This is a genomic window from Nocardia jinanensis, assembly GCF_014645735.1.
Lineage (GTDB): Bacteria > Actinomycetota > Actinomycetes > Mycobacteriales > Mycobacteriaceae > Nocardia > Nocardia jinanensis.
This window is the reverse complement of the sequence record NZ_BMMH01000001.1, coordinates 852,392-868,978: the sequence shown is the minus strand read 5'-3', so window position 1 is coordinate 868,978 and position 16,587 is coordinate 852,392. Positions and strand designations below refer to the sequence as shown.

Sequence of the window (16,587 nt, the reverse complement as noted above, 5' to 3'; positions counted from 1 at the left end):
CCGGGCGGCCGGTCACTGTCCGGCCGATTCGGTACCCGATCGAGTCGCGTAACGATGGCCTATATCGGTGATGCGGGTATCGGTGGTCACCGAATCACTGACCCGCGCGGGGGCGACGACCGATACCGTCCGGTCGGTGACCGGCGCGGACGAGGCGGTATCGGTGCCCAGGATCTCGACGACCCCGGTGCCCCCCAGAATCAATCCGGCGGTGATGAAACCAACGGTGAAACGCTTCATTTCGCGGCTCCCTCCGAATCAGAGGTTCGACAGACAGCGAGCTCGGGTCGCTGCTGAGCGACCGGACTCTGCGGAAGAGTTATCTGATGATTTGCTGCTCAGGCCAACCTAAGCCGGGAGTGCGCACCGAGACAAGATGGAAAGGTGCAGAAAATCGATGACGAGCAAATCGTGACCCGGGTCACCGAGATCCGTGATCTACTCGTTATGTCCCGTTCAGACTTTCTGCAGGCTGGCCGCGAGATGATCCTGTAAGGGCAGGCCCACAGCACCCATCTGCAGGGTGTAGTCGATGACTCCGGCGTGCATATGGATGGTCCGGCTCAGCGCGGTCACGGATTTGGCCGTCGTGCTCAGACCGATCGCGGTCGATTCCAGTTCCATGCGGATCTCGTCGTCGCCGAGCGTGAGTTTTCCCTCGCAGATCTCGGTGATCCCGGTGGGATGGGAGAGAATGAGCTCCACTCGATCGGGGCCGGGACAACGCAGGTAGCCGGTCTCCACGTGCAACGGGCGATTGTCGTCGGCGTGCCGGGTGCGCTGCCGGTAGGTCAGGAACGGGCGGCCCAAATGCCCGAATGTGATCTCCTCCAGATAGCCGAAAGGCTCGATCGTGGGGTAATCACCCTGCCCCGCACCGCGCCAGGTGCCGAGCAATCCGGCCAGCGGGGCGATATCGGGATGCGGGGCGGGTGTCTGCGGTTCGGCCACGGCCCACAAGCGTAGACCCTCATCCGGGTATCGGAAGCATTCGTACCCGTCCGCGTGCCGGGGCGTGCTATTTGTTGCGGCGACGTCCGAACGGCCAGAAGGACCGGGTGCGCCGCCGGGGCAGCGCCGCGTAGACCATGGTCATCTCGGCGAACACCCCCGCCTCGCGTTCCCGGTCGGGACCGAAATCGTCGCGGCCCAGGATCTGGGTGATCGATCCGGGCGCGATCGTGGCGAGCGCGTCGAGCAATGAGGCGTTGAGCGCCCCGAGCGAGATGCGAGTGGTGTCCGGATCCTCGGCCCCCGGCCCGCCGTGGCCCATCAGCATATGACCGATCGCGTGCAGCACGATGTGGTCGGCGTTGCGGCCCGAGGCTGATGCGTCGAAGACGATGATGTCGTCGTTCTTGCGGGCGATCCAGAGGCCGTTACCGTTGCATCCCAGATCGGCCAGCGCCGACCGGTGGGCCGGCTGTAACGAGATCGGCCGCTTCCGGTGCGCGGCCACCTCGGCGAGGTAGGCGTTGAGGTCCCACGGGCTGGGCAGGGGCACCGACCCAGCCGCATCGCCGAACCTGGCGTCCATGCTTGTCATCGGCGAATACGTTACCGATCGCGGGTCCGCTCGTCACTTCCGCGAATTCCTGCCCACCGGTGGAGAACCGGCGACCTGGGCGGGAGCGTGGCAGGCTACTCGATATCGATCCCCGGGCCCAGGGACCGCACATTGTGCTGTTTGTTCCACAGTGCGGTGAACGCCCACAGCACGACACCGACGACGAGCAGCACCCCGGCGATGACGTACTGCTGGGGATTGCGATCGGTGAACGGGGTGGCCAGATACGCACAGCACACCGCGCCGAGCACCGGCAGCGGCGTCGGGGTGCGGAAGTGATCGTGTCCGACCGTGTCGCGCCGCAGCACCAGTACCGCGATATTGACGATGGTGAAGACCACGAGCAGCAGCAGCGCGGTGGTGCCGCCGAGTTCGGGGACATCGTCGACGAAGGCGAGCAGTCCGAAGGCGAGCGCGGTGGTGAACATGATCGCGATATACGGTGTGCGGCGGCCCTGGCCGACCCTGCCCAGCACCCGTGGGACCACCTTGTGCTTGGCCATTCCGTACAGCAGCCGACTGGCCATGAGCATATTGATCAGTGCCGAGTTGGCCACGGCGAACATAGTGATGAAGGCGAAGATCTGAGTCGGGAATCCCGGTGCGCCGATCTTCACGACCTGCAGCAAGGGGGTATCACCCTCGGCGAGTTTCTCGGGTGGGACCAGGGCCACCGCGGTGATGGAGACCACGATGTAGATGGCGCCGGTGATCAGCAGCCCACTGAGCAGGATCTTCGGGAAGATCCGGCTGGGCTCTTTGGTCTCTTCGGCCATATTCACCGAATCCTCGAACCCGACCATGGCATAGAAGGCCAGCGTCGTCGCCGCGATGACTCCGCCGAACGCCGTACGGTCCCCGGTGTCGAATTCGACGATCCGGCCGAAGTCGCCGTTACCGAACCCCAATGCCCACATTCCGATACACACCACGATCAGCAGACCGGATAGTTCCACACAGGTGAGCAGGACATTGGCCTTGACGCTCTCGCCGACGCCGCGCAGGTTGATCGCCGCGACCGCGGCCATGAACGCCAGGGCGATCACGGTGAGCAGTAGTCCGTTGCCGTCGAATTCGAAGGCTTCGGCGAAGTTCGCCGCGAAGGCTTTGGCCGCGGTCGCGGCGGAGGTGATACCGGAACTCATCACCGCGAAGGTCACCATGAAGGTGACGAAATGGATGCCGAATGCCTTGTGTGTGTAGAGCGCGGCCCCGGCGGCCTGCGGGTATTTGGTGACCAGTTCCAGATAGCTGAGGCCGGTGATCATCGCGACCCCGAACGCGACCAGGAACGGGACCCACACCGCCCCGCCGACCTCCCCGGCCACGCGGCCGGTGAGTGCGTAGATACCGGTGCCGAGAATATCGCCGACGATGAACAGCAACAGCAGCCACGGGCCCATGACCCGTTTGAGCTCCGGTTGCTGCGCCGGTCCGGTCCGGTCGGTGACGTCTGCCAAGAGAACCCCTCATCCCCGCAGTGGCCGTACGAGCCGTGAATCGAACAGTCCCGGTCCGGGTACCCACTCGGTGTGGCCCGGACTCCTAGTTCACAGGCTGTTCACAAGATCAGGCCATCGCTTCGGCCGCCGCGGCGGCCTCGGCGATCACCACCGCGGAGTCCCGGGGGCTCAGTGCCATTGCCCGCAGCTGGTCGAACATGACACCGAAACGCCGGATCTCGGTATGCCCCTCGACGAGCGCGTCGCCGGAAATGCCCTCGACATAGACCAGTTCGGGATCGGTGGGGTCGGGGAAATCGAGAATTGTGAACGATCCGGCCATACCCGGGTGGGCGCCCGCGTCGAAGGGGAGGATCTGCAGGATCACGTTCTTGCGTTTGGTCGCCTCACCCAGCCGGCGCAATTGGCCGCTCATGACCTCCGGGCCGCCGACCATCCGGCGGATGGCGGCTTCGTCGAGTACCACCCATAATTCGAGCGGCTCGTCCTTGGCCAGGACCGCGGCCCGGTCCATCCGGGCGCGCGCCCGGCGTTCCAGATCCGATGCCTCCAATTTCGGCATACACGTATCGATCACGGCCATGGCGTACTGCTCGGTCTGCAACAGCCCGGGAATGAAAGAGGTCTGATAATGCCGGGCCGACAGCGCCACCGATTCGAAATTGATGTACGCGGCGTAAACCTCCGACAGGCTCGCCTCGTAGGGCCGCGACATGCCGGGCTTCTGGGCGTCGGACAACAATTCCAGGGCCTCGTCGCGCCGAACCTCTTCGACGCCGTAGAGGTCCAGCATGGTCATCAGTGTGCGACGCTGCGGCCGGGCCTGTGCGGTCTCGATGCGATACAGGGTGGTCACATTGATCCCGGTCCGAGCGCTGACATCCTCTTTGCTCAGCCCGGCGTCGTCGCGCATCTCCAGCAGCAGCACCGAGAGCCGGCGCAGGCCCGCCGTGAGGACGGTGCGTTTGCCTGCCATGTCATCCCTTTCGACTCGCGCGTGGCGTGGTCCGCCGATCACTATCGCTCGCCCGCCACGCCTTCTGTAGAGCAACAATAACGAGGAAAGACCCGCGATGGGACTGGCAGAGGTCACAAACCGGTGCTCACGGCGTGATCTCACGGCGCAACACCTTTCCGGTGGCGTTGCGCGGCAGCGGTGAGGTGGTGATCGTCCAGCGTTCGGGGACCTTGAAGTACGCGAGCCGCTGGGCGGTGAACGCGCGGAGTTCGTCGGCATCGAGCGTATCCGGGTCATCGGTGACCACTACCGCCGCGACTCGCTGACCCAGATCGTCATCGGGCACCCCTAGTACTGCGGACTCCCGCACCGCCGGATGCTCGTCGAGCACATTCTCTATTTCGATGGGGTACACGTTCTCTCCGCCGCGCAGAATGAGATCGGTACGGCGCCCGGCCATCCGGAGCGCACCACCGGAAAGGGTGCCGAAATCGCCGGTCCGCAACCAGCGTCGGCTGTCGATCGCCGCGGCAGTCGCCGCAACGTCTCGCCAGTAGCCGAGCATGACGTACGGGCTGCGAACCCATATCTCACCTTCGGTGCCCTCGGCCACGGGAATCCCGGCAGTATCGCGGATCTCGACGGATACACCCAGAATCGGGCGTCCGACGGTCTCCGGATCACCGGCGAGTTCCGCGGGTGTCGCGACGGTCGCGGCGGTACCACTCTCGGTGAGGCCGTAACTGGTGGTCAGTGCGATTCCGGTGCCGGGAAGCCGGCCCCGTAGCCGCTGCTGGAAGGCGGGTGAGGAGGGAGCGGCGTTCAGTGACAGCGAGGTGAGGGCGGACAGGTCGTACCCGCGCAGATCGTGTTCCAGTAGCCGGGCGGCCAGGGTCGGCACGGCACCCCAGTTGGTCACTCGTTCCCGTTCCATCAGTGCCAGGACCTGTTCGGCGTCGAAGGCGCCGGTGTGCAGGACTACGGCGGCGCCGGTGGTGAGCCGGGGGATCACGAGGTTGTGCAGGCTGGCGATATGGAAGAGGGGCGAGGTGAGCAGGAACCGTTTATCGCTCGGTTCCCGATGCGCGCGGCCGCCCACCGCCGCGCCCAGCGCATCGGTGTAGCGGTGGTAGTCGGTGATCGCGATCAGGTTGCGATGAGTGTGCACCACGCCCTTGGGGCGCCCGGTGGTACCGCTGGTGTAGAGGAGGACCGCCGGATCGTCCTCGGCGACCGGAACCACCGGTGCCGCGCCCCGGTGGCCGGCGATCAGCTGCGGCAGGTCCTCGGTCGTGGTGAGGACGGGGACCCCGGTATCAGCGGCCAGGACAGCGCGTTTCGTGTCCGCGACGATTACCGCCGGTTCGGTGTGCCGGATGCCGTATGCGACTTCCGGGGCAGCCCACCACGCGTTGTAGGCGACCGCGACCGCGCCGAGGCACTGTGCCGCCCAGAAGGCGATCACCCATTCGGGGCCGTTGGCGGCCAGGATGCCGATCCGGTCGCCGCGGCCGACGTCGTACCGGTCGGCGAGGGCCCGCGCCAGCGCCTGGGCTGCGGCTGCGTGCTCGGTGAACGAAATGCGCCGGTCGGCCGTGACCAGGTAGTCGCGCTCACCCCAGGCCTGCGAGGCGTCGAGCAGTTCGCGCAGCGAGCGGCGCCGATGGCGCCGGACGGCGATCGGGGCGCCGAGCACCGTCTCGGTCGACAGTTCGAACGGTCCGCCGGGGCCGGTGAGCTCGGCCGCCGCGCGCGCGGCGGCGGCTCGGGGGTCTGGGGCACTGCTCATCGGGGGACCACATCCTTGTCGACAACTGTCCAGAGAATCCATACCGCATGAGGTGGCCGTGCCGGCGACCGACCGTTGCGATCGTGTCGTGCGCGCGGGCGGCTCGATGACCGGGGAAGCGGAAATGGATCACGGTCCAGGGCATCCGAAGTATCGGCAAATACTTGGCAATCCGAATCGCGCGAGTGACCGTGCATCACGGCTGCACGACCGTTTTCCCGCCGGGTATCCCGAAAGGTCTTGTGCCGACTCCGTCTCGTATGCCCTTGACGGCGGGCGATATCGCCGGGGTCCTTGTGCCGCAGCACCATAGGGATCGGTATGGTTCCCGGTGAGCGGTGCGGATATGTTTCGGCACGGTTGCGATGTGGTCGCGTAGCGCGCGGTCGTGCCTGGTCTCGGCGGTGTGCGGGTATGGTTCGGGGCGGCGGGGATTCGGGCCGCCGGCGGGAACGGTCATGGCGGGTACGTGTTTTCGGTGGGACCGGGTCCGGTCCCGTGGGAAGGGTCGTTAGGCTTGCGCAGGACGCTGTTCGCAACATTGCGTACCGGAGTCTTGTGTTCTTGCATATGTAAGAGCATGATCCAGCTAGCCTTGTTGTGAACAACGATCCGATGTCCGGGATTACCGAATCGAGAGCCGATCATGTTGGTACAGAGTGTGATGGTGCCGGGTGAGTTCGAGGGGTGCGGATGAGCGCACCCACTCTGGGAAGCCTGCCGACTGCGCCACAACTGCTGTGCGCCTTCCAGGGGCGGCGGGTTCAGGAGCGTGTGCTGCTGCGCTTCGCCCACGCGCTGGTCGAACTGCACAAACGCCGCGCGCATGTTCGCGATATGGCGGAGGTCGCGGAAATCGACTGTCGCCGAACGGAACTCGTGGACGAGATCAACGACTGGATCACCCGGAAGATGCCGCAGCACCGCAACGGTGCCTCGTTGCATACCGAAAGCCTCGGTGCGGTGATCGACCGGATGGCGCACAGCTGGGTTGCCGCGAATCAAGCGATCGAGGCCGACGGAGTGCGCAGTGACCGGACGCACCGGCACTGGTACCACCTCGCCGAACTCGTCGACGGTTATACCGATCTGATCGCCGAGGTCGCGGTGGGGCGCCGGCGGCTGCCGGTGCAGTAGGGGTTCGGCGGACCACCGCCACGTCCAGACCTATGGACGTCGTCGAACCTCTGAGTAGGGCACACGAAGACCGCAGAATGTCGAATGGCCTAGACCGGATGGAACTCTACGGCGAATGCCCGGTTAACCCAGCGGTACAGGCCAATTGGAGGTAGTTTCTGCCATGAGGCAGACGGAAGGGGTCGTAGGCGCCGTATCGTCGCGCCGAGACCTCGACACAGTGACAGCATCGGTGCCGGGAATCGCCGCCCTGTCGAAGGTTTACCGGGTACGTGCCGAACTGGACACGATGCTCGGCGAGCTACGCCCCGGCGACCGGGTACCCGCCGAACGGGAACTGGCCGGCCGATTCGGGGTCGCCCGGGAAACAGTCCGTCATGCTCTACGAGATCTCGCGGTGGAGGGGCGCATCCGCAGGCAGGGCCGGGGCACCGTACTGGCCCGCCCGAAAGTGGTCCGCCCGCTGGCCCCCGAACCCACCGCCGAGGACGGATCCGGTGTCGTACGCAGTCTGCTGTCCTGGGAGGACGGCGAGGCCGACGCCGAGATCGCCCGGGACCTCGAACTACCGTTGCAGACCCCGATCATGACCTTGGAACGCCTGCTACACGCCGATGGCGAACCGATCGCGCTGGAGCGCATCGATCTGTCGCTGGACCGATTCGGCTGGCTGCGCGCGGGTTTCGACCCACTCGGGTCGCTATCGGCGACCATCGGTGATTCCGGGGTCGAATACGGCGGTGCCACCGAACGTATCGAGACGGTGCTCGCCGCACCCCGCGAAGCCGGACTGCTCGGCTGCCGGCCCGCTGTTCCGTTGTTCCGGGTGGTGCGCCGCGGTATGGACACCCAGGGGCGCCCGATCGAGCGGGTAGCCGCGCTCTACCGGGGCGACCGGGTCGCCTTCGAGGTCAATACGGGCGGTCGCGGCCGCTGACGCGCGGCCCGGAGCCTCGCGCCCGGGCCGGCGACACCGTTCCCGGCGACCGCCCGGCCTGCGCCGACTACTCTGGGATCATGTCCGTGCGTATCCGCCAGCCGTTGTTTCCCGGAACTCCCACCCCGATCCGCGAGGTCCCTCACCGGATCGAACGGCCGGAGTACGTCTGGAAGAAGACGGCGAAGGAGGGCTCCGAGCCCTGGGTGCAGACTCCCGAGACGATCGACAAGATGCGGATCGCCGGGCAGATCGCCGCCCGGGCGCTGGCCGAGGCTGGTAAGGCGGTCGCGCCGGGAGTCACCACCGACGAGCTGGACCGGATCGCCCACGAGTACATGTGCGATCACGGCGCCTATCCCTCGACGCTCGGGTACAAGGGTTTCCCCAAATCGTGCTGCACCTCGCTCAACGAGGTGATCTGCCACGGTATCCCCGACAACACGGTGGTAGAGGACGGTGACATCGTCAATATCGATGTCACCGCCTATATCCACGGTGTGCACGGTGATACCAACGCCACCTTCCTGGCGGGCGAGGTCGACGAAGAGGTGAAACTGCTCGTCGAACGCACCGAGGAGGCGACCGCGCGCGCTATCAGAGCGGTACGTCCGGGGCGCGCCCTCAACGTGATCGGCCGGGTGATCGAGTCCTACGCGAACCGGTTCGGTTACGGCGTCGTCCGGGATTTCACCGGGCACGGGGTCGGACCCACCTTCCACAGCGGCCTGGTGATCCTGCACTACGACCAGCCCGCGGTCGAATCGGTTATCGAACCCGGGATGACCTTCACCATCGAACCCATGATCAACCTGGGTGGAATCGACTACGAGATCTGGGACGACGGCTGGACCGTGGTCACCAAGGACCGCAAGTGGACGGCCCAGTTCGAGCACACTCTCGTGGTCACCGAGACCGGCGCCGAAATCCTCACCCTGCCGTGAGCCGGCCCGGCGGGGCACTGCTGATCGCCGGGACCACCTCCGACGCCGGTAAGAGCGTGGTGGTCGCCGGGATATGCCGGATGCTGCGGCGGCGCGGGGTGCGAGTGGCGCCGTTCAAGGCGCAGAACATGTCGAACAACTCCGTGGTCACCCTGGACGGCGGGGAGATCGGTCGCGCCCAGGCGCTACAGGCCCAGGCGTGCGGCCTGGAGCCGAGCGTCCGGTTCAACCCGATCCTGCTGAAACCCGGTAGCGACCGGCGCTCTCAGCTGGTGGTGCGCGGCCGGGTGGTGGATACGGTGGGCGCCGCCGACTATTTCACCCATCGCACCCGGCTGCGCGAAGTGGTGGCCGCCGAACTGGCCGCGTTGCGCGCCGAATTCGATGTGGTGATCTGCGAGGGTGCCGGATCGCCCGCCGAGATCAACCTGCGTGCCACCGATCTGGCCAATATGGGCCTGGCCCGGGCGGCCGGCTTACCGGTGCTCGTCGTCGGCGATATCGACCGGGGCGGGGTGCTGGCGCATCTGTTCGGCACCCTCGCGGTGCTCGAACCCGAGGATCAGCGGTTGATCGCCGGATTCGTGATCAACAAGTTCCGCGGCGACGTAGGGCTGCTGCGGCCCGGCCTGGACCAGCTGACAGCGCTCACCGGCCGTCCGACGCTCGGGGTGCTCCCGTACTGCGACGAGCTGTGGATCGACGCCGAGGACTCGCTGAGCACCGTCGCGGGCGCTCCCGTGGGCCGCCCCGCGGCCCCCATCGGCAGCGAATGGCTCACTGTCGCCGCCGTGCGGCTGCCGCGGGTCTCCAACTCCACCGATGTGGAGGCTCTCGCCTGTGAACCCGGGGTCGCGGTGCGCTGGGTGGACGATCCGTCCGGACTGGCCGAGGCCGACCTGGTCGTCGTGCCGGGTAGCAAGGCCACCGTGGACGATCTGGCCTGGTTGCGGCGGACCGGTATGGCCGAGGCGCTGAGCCGGCGGGCCGCGGCGGGTGGGCCGATCCTCGGGATTTGCGGCGGCTATCAGATGCTGGGCCGCCGCATCGTGGATGCCGTGGAATCGGGCGCGGGGGAGGTGGCCGGGCTGGGGCTCCTCGATATGGATATCGAATTCGGGCGAGAGAAGGTTCTGCGCCGCACCACGGCAGTGGGTGCACCCGGTGCGCCGGACGCACCCGCGGGTACGGCAGCGGCCGGGTACGAGATCCATCACGGGCACGTGCGGCGCACCGCCGAGGAGCCGTGGCTGTACATCACAGGCTGGGCGGACGCCGGGGCCGTGGACAACGATGCGGGGTCCTCGGGCGCGGAGCGTATCGCGGAGGGCGGCGTCCGGGGCGCGGTCTGGGGCACCCACCTGCACGGTCTCCTGGAATCCGACCAATTCCGCCGGATCTGGCTCACCCAGGTCGCCCGGTACGCCGGGCGGACCGGGTTCACCGTGGCCCCCGGCACCCGGGTGGCGGCCGTGCGCGCCGCGCAGCTCGATCTGCTGGCCGACCTGGTCTCCGGGCATCTGGATATCGCCGGATTGGAGCGCTTGCTGGCCGAGGGGGTGCCGGGCGGTCTGCCCAGTGTCGGTTCCACGTTGGAAGCGTTGTCGGGGGCGAACTGATCGGGGCCCGGCGCTGCCCGGGACACCGCGCCACGATCTCCGAGTTCCGGACCCGGACACCCCCACGGCACCGGTGGGCGGTGTAGCGTCAACCGGCATGGAATCTCGGCGCATCGCGGTCGGTGACCGGGACTGGACGGTGCGGGTGGACGGGCCGGTGACCCAGCACAGCGTACTGCTGCTACCCGATTCCGGTGATCCACCGGACATCTACGACCGGGTCTGCGCACGGCTGCACAGTTCCGATCTGCGGACCATCGTGTTCGAATCGGCCGAGGGGCTCGACACCGCCGGGGTGTACGCGGCTCTCGACGAGATCGGCGTGCCCTGGGCGAACGTCGCGGGACGGGGCTCCGGTGCCAGTGTGGCGTGGGAGGTGTGCGCGAAGGGCTTCGGCCGTTTTGTCAGCCTGGTCGTCGCCGATCGCGGACATCCAGCGGCACCCGACAGCGCCGGGGAGATACTCGATCCCGGATGCCCGGCGGTCGAACTGCCCACCACCGTGCTGGTGACCAAGCAGCTGCCCCGGCCGGTCGCCGACAGTTCCGGGCGGCATGTCTACGGCGAATTCCGGGTGGTCGGTGTCGACGTCCACAATATCGCCACCGAAGCCGATCAGGAGTTCGCGACCGAGATCGTGCTGCGCACCAGTATGTGGTGAATCAGGCCGGCCGCCCTGCCAGCCAGTCGAGCCAGTTGTCCAGTTCCCGGAACGCCTCGGTCCGGGGAACCTCGGCCGACAGGAACACATCGTGACGGGCGCCGTCGATCGGCACGATATTGGTGCGGCCGCCCAGACAACCCGCCCAGCGCTGGATCTGCGCGACATCGAGCACTGCGTCCGCGACATCCACCGTGGGCCCGTACTCCCGCGCGAACTCGGTGAGTTCGGACCGCAACAGCAGCGCGGGAACACCGATGTTCAGGCCGCGGTGCAGGCGCGCCTGGCCCAGCCGGATCGCGCGCAGCCAGCCGGCCCGCACCGGGAAACCGTCCCGCGGTTTCCAGTCCAGGTCGTAGTCCCATTCCCCGCTCATACTCTGATGCAAGCTGTCGCCATAGGCGCTGGATTTGCCGAGCGGCAACGCGGATTTGCCCCGGAAGCGGCCCACGGTATTGATGAGCTGGGTACCGACGGTGCGCACATAGGCTGGGCCCTGCAGATCGAACCACGGGCTGTTCAGGACCAGCCCGCTGATACCGGCCGCCGCGGTGCCCCCGGCGCGGTGTAGCCGGTCCAGCCACAGCGAGGTCACCAGGCCGCCGGTGGAATGAGCCACCACCAGCACGTTCGCCGTGGTCTCGGTATTGATCACCCGTAGCGCGTCGTCGAGTTCCCGGTCGTAGAACGCGAGGTCGCTGATGAAGTGCGGGGTTTGGCCGGGTTGCAGCGACCGACCGCATTTGCGCAGGTCGAGCGCGTAGAACCGGTGTCCGCGGCCGGTGAAATGGTCGGCGACGTGGCGCTGGAAGAAATAGTCGGTGAACCCGTGGATGTAGAGCACTGCGTCCGCAGTGGCCGTGGCACCGGCGTCGGGCAGATGCCGGACCAGGGTCGCGACGATATCGCCTTCACCGTCGGGGTCGGGCCCGAGTTCCAGAGTGCGGTATTCGTAATCGTCACCGAGGACATCCGGCTGCCATTCGGCGGCTTGTCCGAGGGCGCTGGTACCGGCCGCGGATTCGTTCGTCACGGCCTCCAATCTAGGCGACCGAGGAGTAGTAACGGCAGGCCCGAAGGTGACGAGGAGGAGGAATCTACGTCACAATCGCCGCCCTGGCTGCGGATTCCGGGCGTGTCGAGGTGCACAATTGGCAGTAGTGAACGACGGGTAACCTACATTCGGCCGAGCCCGGAGGGCTCACCATCGCGACCCGTACACAACTGCACAAAGTACCCGTGCCCCAGCGGGCCGCATCCCACGGATGTGCGCCCCGCGCATCAGGACAAGGAAGTCGAACACCCGTGCCGAACGCTGCCCAGACTGAAAAGACCGATGTAGTCCTCATCGGTGCCGGCATCATGAGCGCCACTCTCGGCGCGCTGCTGCGTCAGCTGCAGCCGGACTGGTCGATCTCGGTGTTCGAACGGCTCGACGCCGCCGCGGCCGAGAGCAGTGATCCGTGGAACAACGCCGGTACCGGTCATTCGGCACTGTGTGAGCTCAATTACAGCCCGCAGAAGCCGGACGGTTCGGTCGATATCGGTAAGGCCGTCGATATCAACGAGCGTTTCCAGGTATCGCGCCAGTTCTGGGCCTTCGCGGCGGAGAACGGCATCATCGGCGATCCCTCGCGCTTCATCAACCCCATCCCGCACGTGAGTTTCGTGCACGGCGCCGCCGATGTGGAGTACCTGCGCAAACGCTACGAGGCGCTGTCGCGGCACCCGCTGTTCGCGGGCATGGAGTACATCGACAGTTCCGACGAGTTCGCCCGCCGGCTGCCGCTGATGGCCCGCGGTCGCGATTTCTCCGATCCGGTCGCCCTCAACTGGTCCGATGGCGGCACCGATATCGATTTCGGCTCGCTCACCAAAGAACTGCTCGCCTATATCGGTGCCAGCGGCGGGGAGATCGGTTTCGGCAATGAGGTCCGTAACCTGTCCAAGCAGAAGGACGGTAGCTGGAAGGTCAAGGTGCGCAATACTCGTACCGGACGCACACGCACGCTGATCAGCAATTTCGTCTTCGTCGGGGCCGGCGGCGGGGCGTTGCCGCTGCTGCAGAAGGCGGGAATCGAGGAGATCCGCGGGTTCGCGGGCTTCCCGGTCTCGGGTCAGTTCCTGCGGTGTACCAACACCGACCTGATCGACCAGCACGGAGCCAAGGTGTACGGCAAGGCCGCGGTCGGTGCGCCGCCGATGTCGGTGCCGCATCTGGACACCCGTGTCATCAAGGGCAAGCCCGGCTTGCTGTTCGGCCCTTACGCCGGCTGGACCCCCAAGTTCCTCAAGGACGGCAGTAATGCCGATCTGTTCAAATCGATCAAACCCGGCAACCTGGCCCCGATGCTCGGTGTCGGTGTCACCGAGCTGAGCCTGGTCAAATACCTGGTCACCGAGTTGTTGAAATCGCAGTCCGGCCGGGTCTACACCATGGAGGAGTTCATTCCGCGTGCCGAGGGACGGGACTGGGAACTCATCACCGCCGGGCAGCGGGTGCAGGTGATCCGCCGTAAGGGCGCCGGTGGTGTGCTGGAACTGGGTACCGCCGTTATCGCCGCGCAGGACGGCTCCATCGCCGGGCTCCTGGGGGCCTCGCCGGGCGCGTCGACCTGTGTGACGGCCATGCTGGACGTGCTGGAACGCTGCTTCCCGGCCGAGTACGAGCAGTGGACGCCCAAGCTGAAGGAAATGATCCCCTCGCTGGGTGTGAAGCTGTCGGAGAATCAGCGCCTGTTCGGCGAGGTCTGGGACTGGACCGGTAAAGCGTTGCAGCTCAACCGTTCCGCCGCACCCACGTCGGTCGGTGCCGGGGTCTGATCCGCCGAACCCGGCGACGACGGCCCGCGGAGGACGAAACCTCCGCGGGCCGCGTCGTGTCGCGGTCGCTGTGGACGGTGCGCGCGGGGCATTCACGTGCATATCCGGCTGAGGTGTGATAGCAAGGCGCGATGATGTCAACGGTTGCACTCCGGCGGTCATGGGCGCAGGATCTCGATACCCCCACCCTGTACGAGTTGCTGAAGCTGCGTGTCGAAGTGTTCGTGGTCGAGCAGAAATGCGCGTACCCGGAGTTGGACGGGCAGGATCTGCTGCCGGAGACCCGGCATCTGTGGCTCGACGACGAAGGCGAGGTCATCGCGACCCTGCGGCTGCTCGAAGAGCACGACGACGGCGTGAAATCGTTCCGTATCGGCCGGTTGTGTACCGCGGTCGAGGCGCGCGGGCACGGTTACACCACCCGGCTGCTGCAGGCCGCTCTCGCGGAAACGGGTTCGCATACCGTTCGGCTGAGCGCCCAGACCTACTTGATCGACCTCTACACCAAGCACGGGTTCGAGGTGGACGGCGAGGAGTTCATCGAGGACGGCGTCGCGCACGTACCGATGCGCAGGGGCTAGCCGCGAGCTCCGCCCGGCCGTCTCGGGTAGGGGAGGGCCGGGCCGGGCGGGGCACGTTTTAGAGTGGGGCCGTGTCCTCTACCGAAACCGCCCGGCCCGCGTCCCGATCGATCGCAACCGCCGTGGACGGCGGTGAGGCCGGTTTCCCGTTCTCCGCGGTGGTCGGACAGGAACAATTGCAGCTGGCGCTGATCCTGTGCGCGGTGCACCCGGGAATCGGTGGTGTGCTGGTGCGTGGTGAGAAGGGGACCGCCAAATCCACGGTGGTCCGGGCGCTGGCCCGGCTGCTGCCGCCGGTGGTGGACGAATCGGGTGCCCGCCCGGCACGGCTGGTGGAACTGCCCGTCGGCGCGACCGAGGACCGGGTGGTCGGCTCGCTCGATCTGGAGCGGGTCCTGCGTGACGGAGAACAAGCGTTCCGGCCGGGGCTGCTGGCTGCCGCCCACCACGGCGTCCTGTACGTGGACGAGGTGAACCTGCTGCACGACCATCTGGTCGACGTGCTGCTGGATGCGGCGGCCATGGGCCGGGTACATATCGAACGCGACGGTGTCTCGCATTCGCATCCCGCTCGTTTCGTGCTGGTCGGCACCATGAACCCGGAGGAAGGCGAGCTGCGGCCCCAGCTGCTCGACCGATTCGGCCTGACCGTGGATGTGACCGCCTCCCGCGATGTGGACGTCCGGATGGCGGTTGTCCGGCGCCGCCTGGACTACGAGGCCGACCCGAACGGTTTCGCGGCCTCTTACCTCCCCGCGGACGCCGAGATCGCCGATCGCATCCTCACCGCGCGCGACCGGCTCCCCGGGGTCGCGCTCGACGATGTGGAACTGCGCCGGATCGCAGCGGTCTGCGCCTCCTTCGACGTGGACGGTATGCGCGCGGATCTGGTGGTGGCCCGTACCGCCACCGCGCACGCCGCGTGGTGTGGGCGCGGTGCCGTCACCGCCGCGGATGTGCGGGTCGCGGCCGAGCTGGCATTGCCGCATCGCCGGCGGCGGGACCCGTTCGACGAACCCGGGATCACTCCCGAACAGCTCGACGACGCGATGAGCGACGCGGACGAGCAAGCCGACGGTCGGCAGGATCCGGCGAGCGGGGACGACGCACCCGGATCCGGTGGTGGACCCGACGGCCCCGACGACGGCCCCGACGGCCCCGGTGGTGGCGCCGACGTACCCGGTGACGATACGGCGACGAGCGAGAATTCCGGCACCCCGGGCGGAACCGGGCAGACGAGCGCACCGGTCGCGGCACCGGTCCGGCCACCACGCTGGGAGGTACCGGGGGTCGGTGAAGGAGCACCCGGTCGCCGGTCCCGGGCACAGACCCGGCAGGGCCGGGTGGTGAACACGATCCCGGAGCCCACCGGCGGGCTACATCTGCTGGGTACGCTGCGGGCGGCGGCGCCGCACCAGCGGGCACGTGGACGGCACACCGGTCCGCTGGTGCTCGCGCCCGGTGATCTGCGCGGTGCCCACCGCGAAGGACGCGAGGGCAATCTGGTGCTGTTCGTGGTGGACACCTCCGGTTCCATGGCCGCCCGCGACCGCCTGTCCGCGGTGACCGGCGCGGTGGTGGCTCTGTTGCGTGACGCCTATCAGAGGCGCGACAAGGTCGCGGTGATCTCGGTGCGCGGCAGCGAGGCCGAACTGGTGCTGCCCCCGACTTCCTCGATCGATATCGCCGTCCGGCGCCTCACCGGATTGCGAACCGGCGGAAAAACTCCGCTCGCCACGGGGCTGCGCAAAGCGCGGGAGGTGGTGTACCGGGAACGCGTCCGCGACCCGCACCGCCGGCCGATGCTGGTACTGCTCACCGACGGCCGCGCCACCGGCGGGACCGACCCGGTGCCGCGCGCCCGCGCGGCGGCCGCTCAGCTGGCACGTGACGGTGTGACCTCGGTCGTGGTCGACTGTGAACACGGCATGATCCGGCTGGGTCTTGCCGCCGATCTGGCGACCGCGCTGCGCGGCGCGGTTGTCCGGCTCACCGAACTGACCGGCGCCTCGGTCGCCGAGGTGGTCCGCGCGGGAGCATCCGGCGGCGGCGCACGAGCGGCCTGATCCGATCCGGCCCGCGCCGAATCTCGAAACCCGAACCACACC

At 67.3% G+C, this 16,587-nt stretch carries 15 protein-coding genes; 8 read left to right on the top strand and 7 right to left on the bottom strand.

Annotated features, from left to right (window positions below):
• Positions 1-12: 12 nt before the first annotated feature.
• The 6 genes from IEY68_RS04040 to casG form a co-directional block, all read right to left on the bottom strand.
• On the bottom strand, positions 13-240 hold the full coding sequence (locus IEY68_RS04040) for a hypothetical protein (RefSeq protein WP_062996229.1): 228 nt from the start codon (positions 238-240) through the stop codon (positions 13-15).
• 216 nt (positions 241-456) lie between these two features.
• Complete coding sequence (locus IEY68_RS04035) at positions 457-951, bottom strand: peroxynitrite isomerase (RefSeq protein ID WP_062996227.1); 495 nt, start codon at positions 949-951, stop codon at positions 457-459.
• 67 nt (positions 952-1,018) lie between these two features.
• Positions 1,019-1,546, bottom strand: a complete 528-nt coding sequence (locus IEY68_RS04030) for a hypothetical protein (RefSeq protein WP_063916195.1) — start codon at positions 1,544-1,546, stop codon at positions 1,019-1,021.
• A gap of 95 nt (positions 1,547-1,641) precedes the next feature.
• A complete protein-coding gene (locus IEY68_RS04025; RefSeq protein WP_189094051.1) occupies positions 1,642-2,970 on the bottom strand; it encodes an APC family permease in 1,329 nt (442 codons plus the stop codon).
• A 166-nt stretch (positions 2,971-3,136) separates the two neighbouring features.
• A complete protein-coding gene (locus IEY68_RS04020) occupies positions 3,137-4,006 on the bottom strand; it encodes a helix-turn-helix domain-containing protein (protein ID WP_062996221.1) in 870 nt (289 codons plus the stop codon).
• 127 nt (positions 4,007-4,133) lie between these two features.
• Positions 4,134-5,777, bottom strand: a complete 1,644-nt coding sequence (gene casG, locus IEY68_RS04015; protein ID WP_062996219.1) for a steroid-24-oyl-CoA synthetase — start codon at positions 5,775-5,777, stop codon at positions 4,134-4,136.
• Positions 5,778-6,554: 777 nt separating this feature from the next.
• On the opposite strand from casG, the gene IEY68_RS04010 reads away from it, so the two are divergent.
• From IEY68_RS04010 to IEY68_RS03990, 5 genes are all read left to right on the top strand, one after another.
• Positions 6,555-6,914: a DUF4254 domain-containing protein gene (locus IEY68_RS04010; protein ID WP_062996293.1), complete on the top strand. Its 360-nt coding sequence runs from the start codon at positions 6,555-6,557 to the stop codon at positions 6,912-6,914.
• Positions 6,915-7,077: 163 nt separating this feature from the next.
• Positions 7,078-7,851 carry a GntR family transcriptional regulator gene (locus IEY68_RS04005; protein ID WP_189094018.1) on the top strand — a complete coding sequence of 258 codons (774 nt, stop codon included), beginning with the start codon at positions 7,078-7,080 and terminating at the stop codon, positions 7,849-7,851.
• 80 nt (positions 7,852-7,931) lie between these two features.
• Complete coding sequence (gene map / locus IEY68_RS04000) at positions 7,932-8,795, top strand: type I methionyl aminopeptidase (protein ID WP_062996217.1); 864 nt, start codon at positions 7,932-7,934, stop codon at positions 8,793-8,795.
• On the top strand, positions 8,792-10,414 hold the full coding sequence (locus tag IEY68_RS03995) for a cobyric acid synthase (protein WP_062996215.1): 1,623 nt from the start codon (positions 8,792-8,794) through the stop codon (positions 10,412-10,414). The genes map and IEY68_RS03995 overlap by 4 nt, the downstream gene beginning before the upstream one ends.
• A gap of 97 nt (positions 10,415-10,511) precedes the next feature.
• Complete coding sequence (locus tag IEY68_RS03990) at positions 10,512-11,075, top strand: hypothetical protein (protein ID WP_062996213.1); 564 nt, start codon at positions 10,512-10,514, stop codon at positions 11,073-11,075.
• Position 11,076: 1 nt separating this feature from the next.
• Here the strand turns inward: IEY68_RS03990 and IEY68_RS03985 are convergent, their stop codons facing one another.
• Positions 11,077-12,108: an alpha/beta hydrolase gene (locus IEY68_RS03985; RefSeq protein WP_062996211.1), complete on the bottom strand. Its 1,032-nt coding sequence runs from the start codon at positions 12,106-12,108 to the stop codon at positions 11,077-11,079.
• A 329-nt stretch (positions 12,109-12,437) separates the two neighbouring features.
• Between IEY68_RS03985 and mqo the strand changes: the two genes are divergently transcribed.
• The 3 genes from mqo (at position 12,438) to IEY68_RS03970 (ending at position 16,545) form a co-directional block, all read left to right on the top strand.
• Positions 12,438-13,898 (top strand): malate dehydrogenase (quinone), encoded by a 1,461-nt coding sequence (gene mqo / locus IEY68_RS03980; RefSeq protein WP_229718584.1) that lies wholly within the window; start codon positions 12,438-12,440, stop codon positions 13,896-13,898.
• Between the two features lie 131 nt (positions 13,899-14,029).
• A complete protein-coding gene (locus IEY68_RS03975; RefSeq protein WP_062996207.1) occupies positions 14,030-14,479 on the top strand; it encodes a GNAT family N-acetyltransferase in 450 nt (149 codons plus the stop codon).
• Positions 14,480-14,601: 122 nt separating this feature from the next.
• Complete coding sequence (locus IEY68_RS03970; protein ID WP_229718608.1) at positions 14,602-16,545, top strand: magnesium chelatase subunit D family protein; 1,944 nt, start codon at positions 14,602-14,604, stop codon at positions 16,543-16,545.
• The last annotated feature ends 42 nt before the right edge of the window (positions 16,546-16,587 follow it).

Coding starts and splice junctions, on each gene's coding strand:
- IEY68_RS04040 (WP_062996229.1), bottom strand. CDS start 240: ATGAAGCGTTTCACCGTTGGTTTCATCACCGCCGGATTGATTCTGGGG.
- IEY68_RS04030 (WP_063916195.1), bottom strand. CDS start 1,546: ATGACAAGCATGGACGCCAGGTTCGGCGATGCGGCTGGGTCGGTGCCC.
- IEY68_RS04025 (WP_189094051.1), bottom strand. CDS start 2,970: ATGGGCCCGTGGCTGCTGTTGCTGTTCATCGTCGGCGATATTCTCGGC.
- IEY68_RS04020 (WP_062996221.1), bottom strand. CDS start 4,006: ATGGCAGGCAAACGCACCGTCCTCACGGCGGGCCTGCGCCGGCTCTCG.
- casG (WP_062996219.1), bottom strand. CDS start 5,777: ATGAGCAGTGCCCCAGACCCCCGAGCCGCCGCCGCGCGCGCGGCGGCC.
- IEY68_RS04005 (WP_189094018.1), top strand. CDS start 7,078: ATGAGGCAGACGGAAGGGGTCGTAGGCGCCGTATCGTCGCGCCGAGAC.
- map (WP_062996217.1), top strand. CDS start 7,932: ATGTCCGTGCGTATCCGCCAGCCGTTGTTTCCCGGAACTCCCACCCCG.
- IEY68_RS03990 (WP_062996213.1), top strand. CDS start 10,512: ATGGAATCTCGGCGCATCGCGGTCGGTGACCGGGACTGGACGGTGCGG.
- mqo (WP_229718584.1), top strand. CDS start 12,438: ATGAGCGCCACTCTCGGCGCGCTGCTGCGTCAGCTGCAGCCGGACTGG.
- IEY68_RS03975 (WP_062996207.1), top strand. CDS start 14,030: ATGATGTCAACGGTTGCACTCCGGCGGTCATGGGCGCAGGATCTCGAT.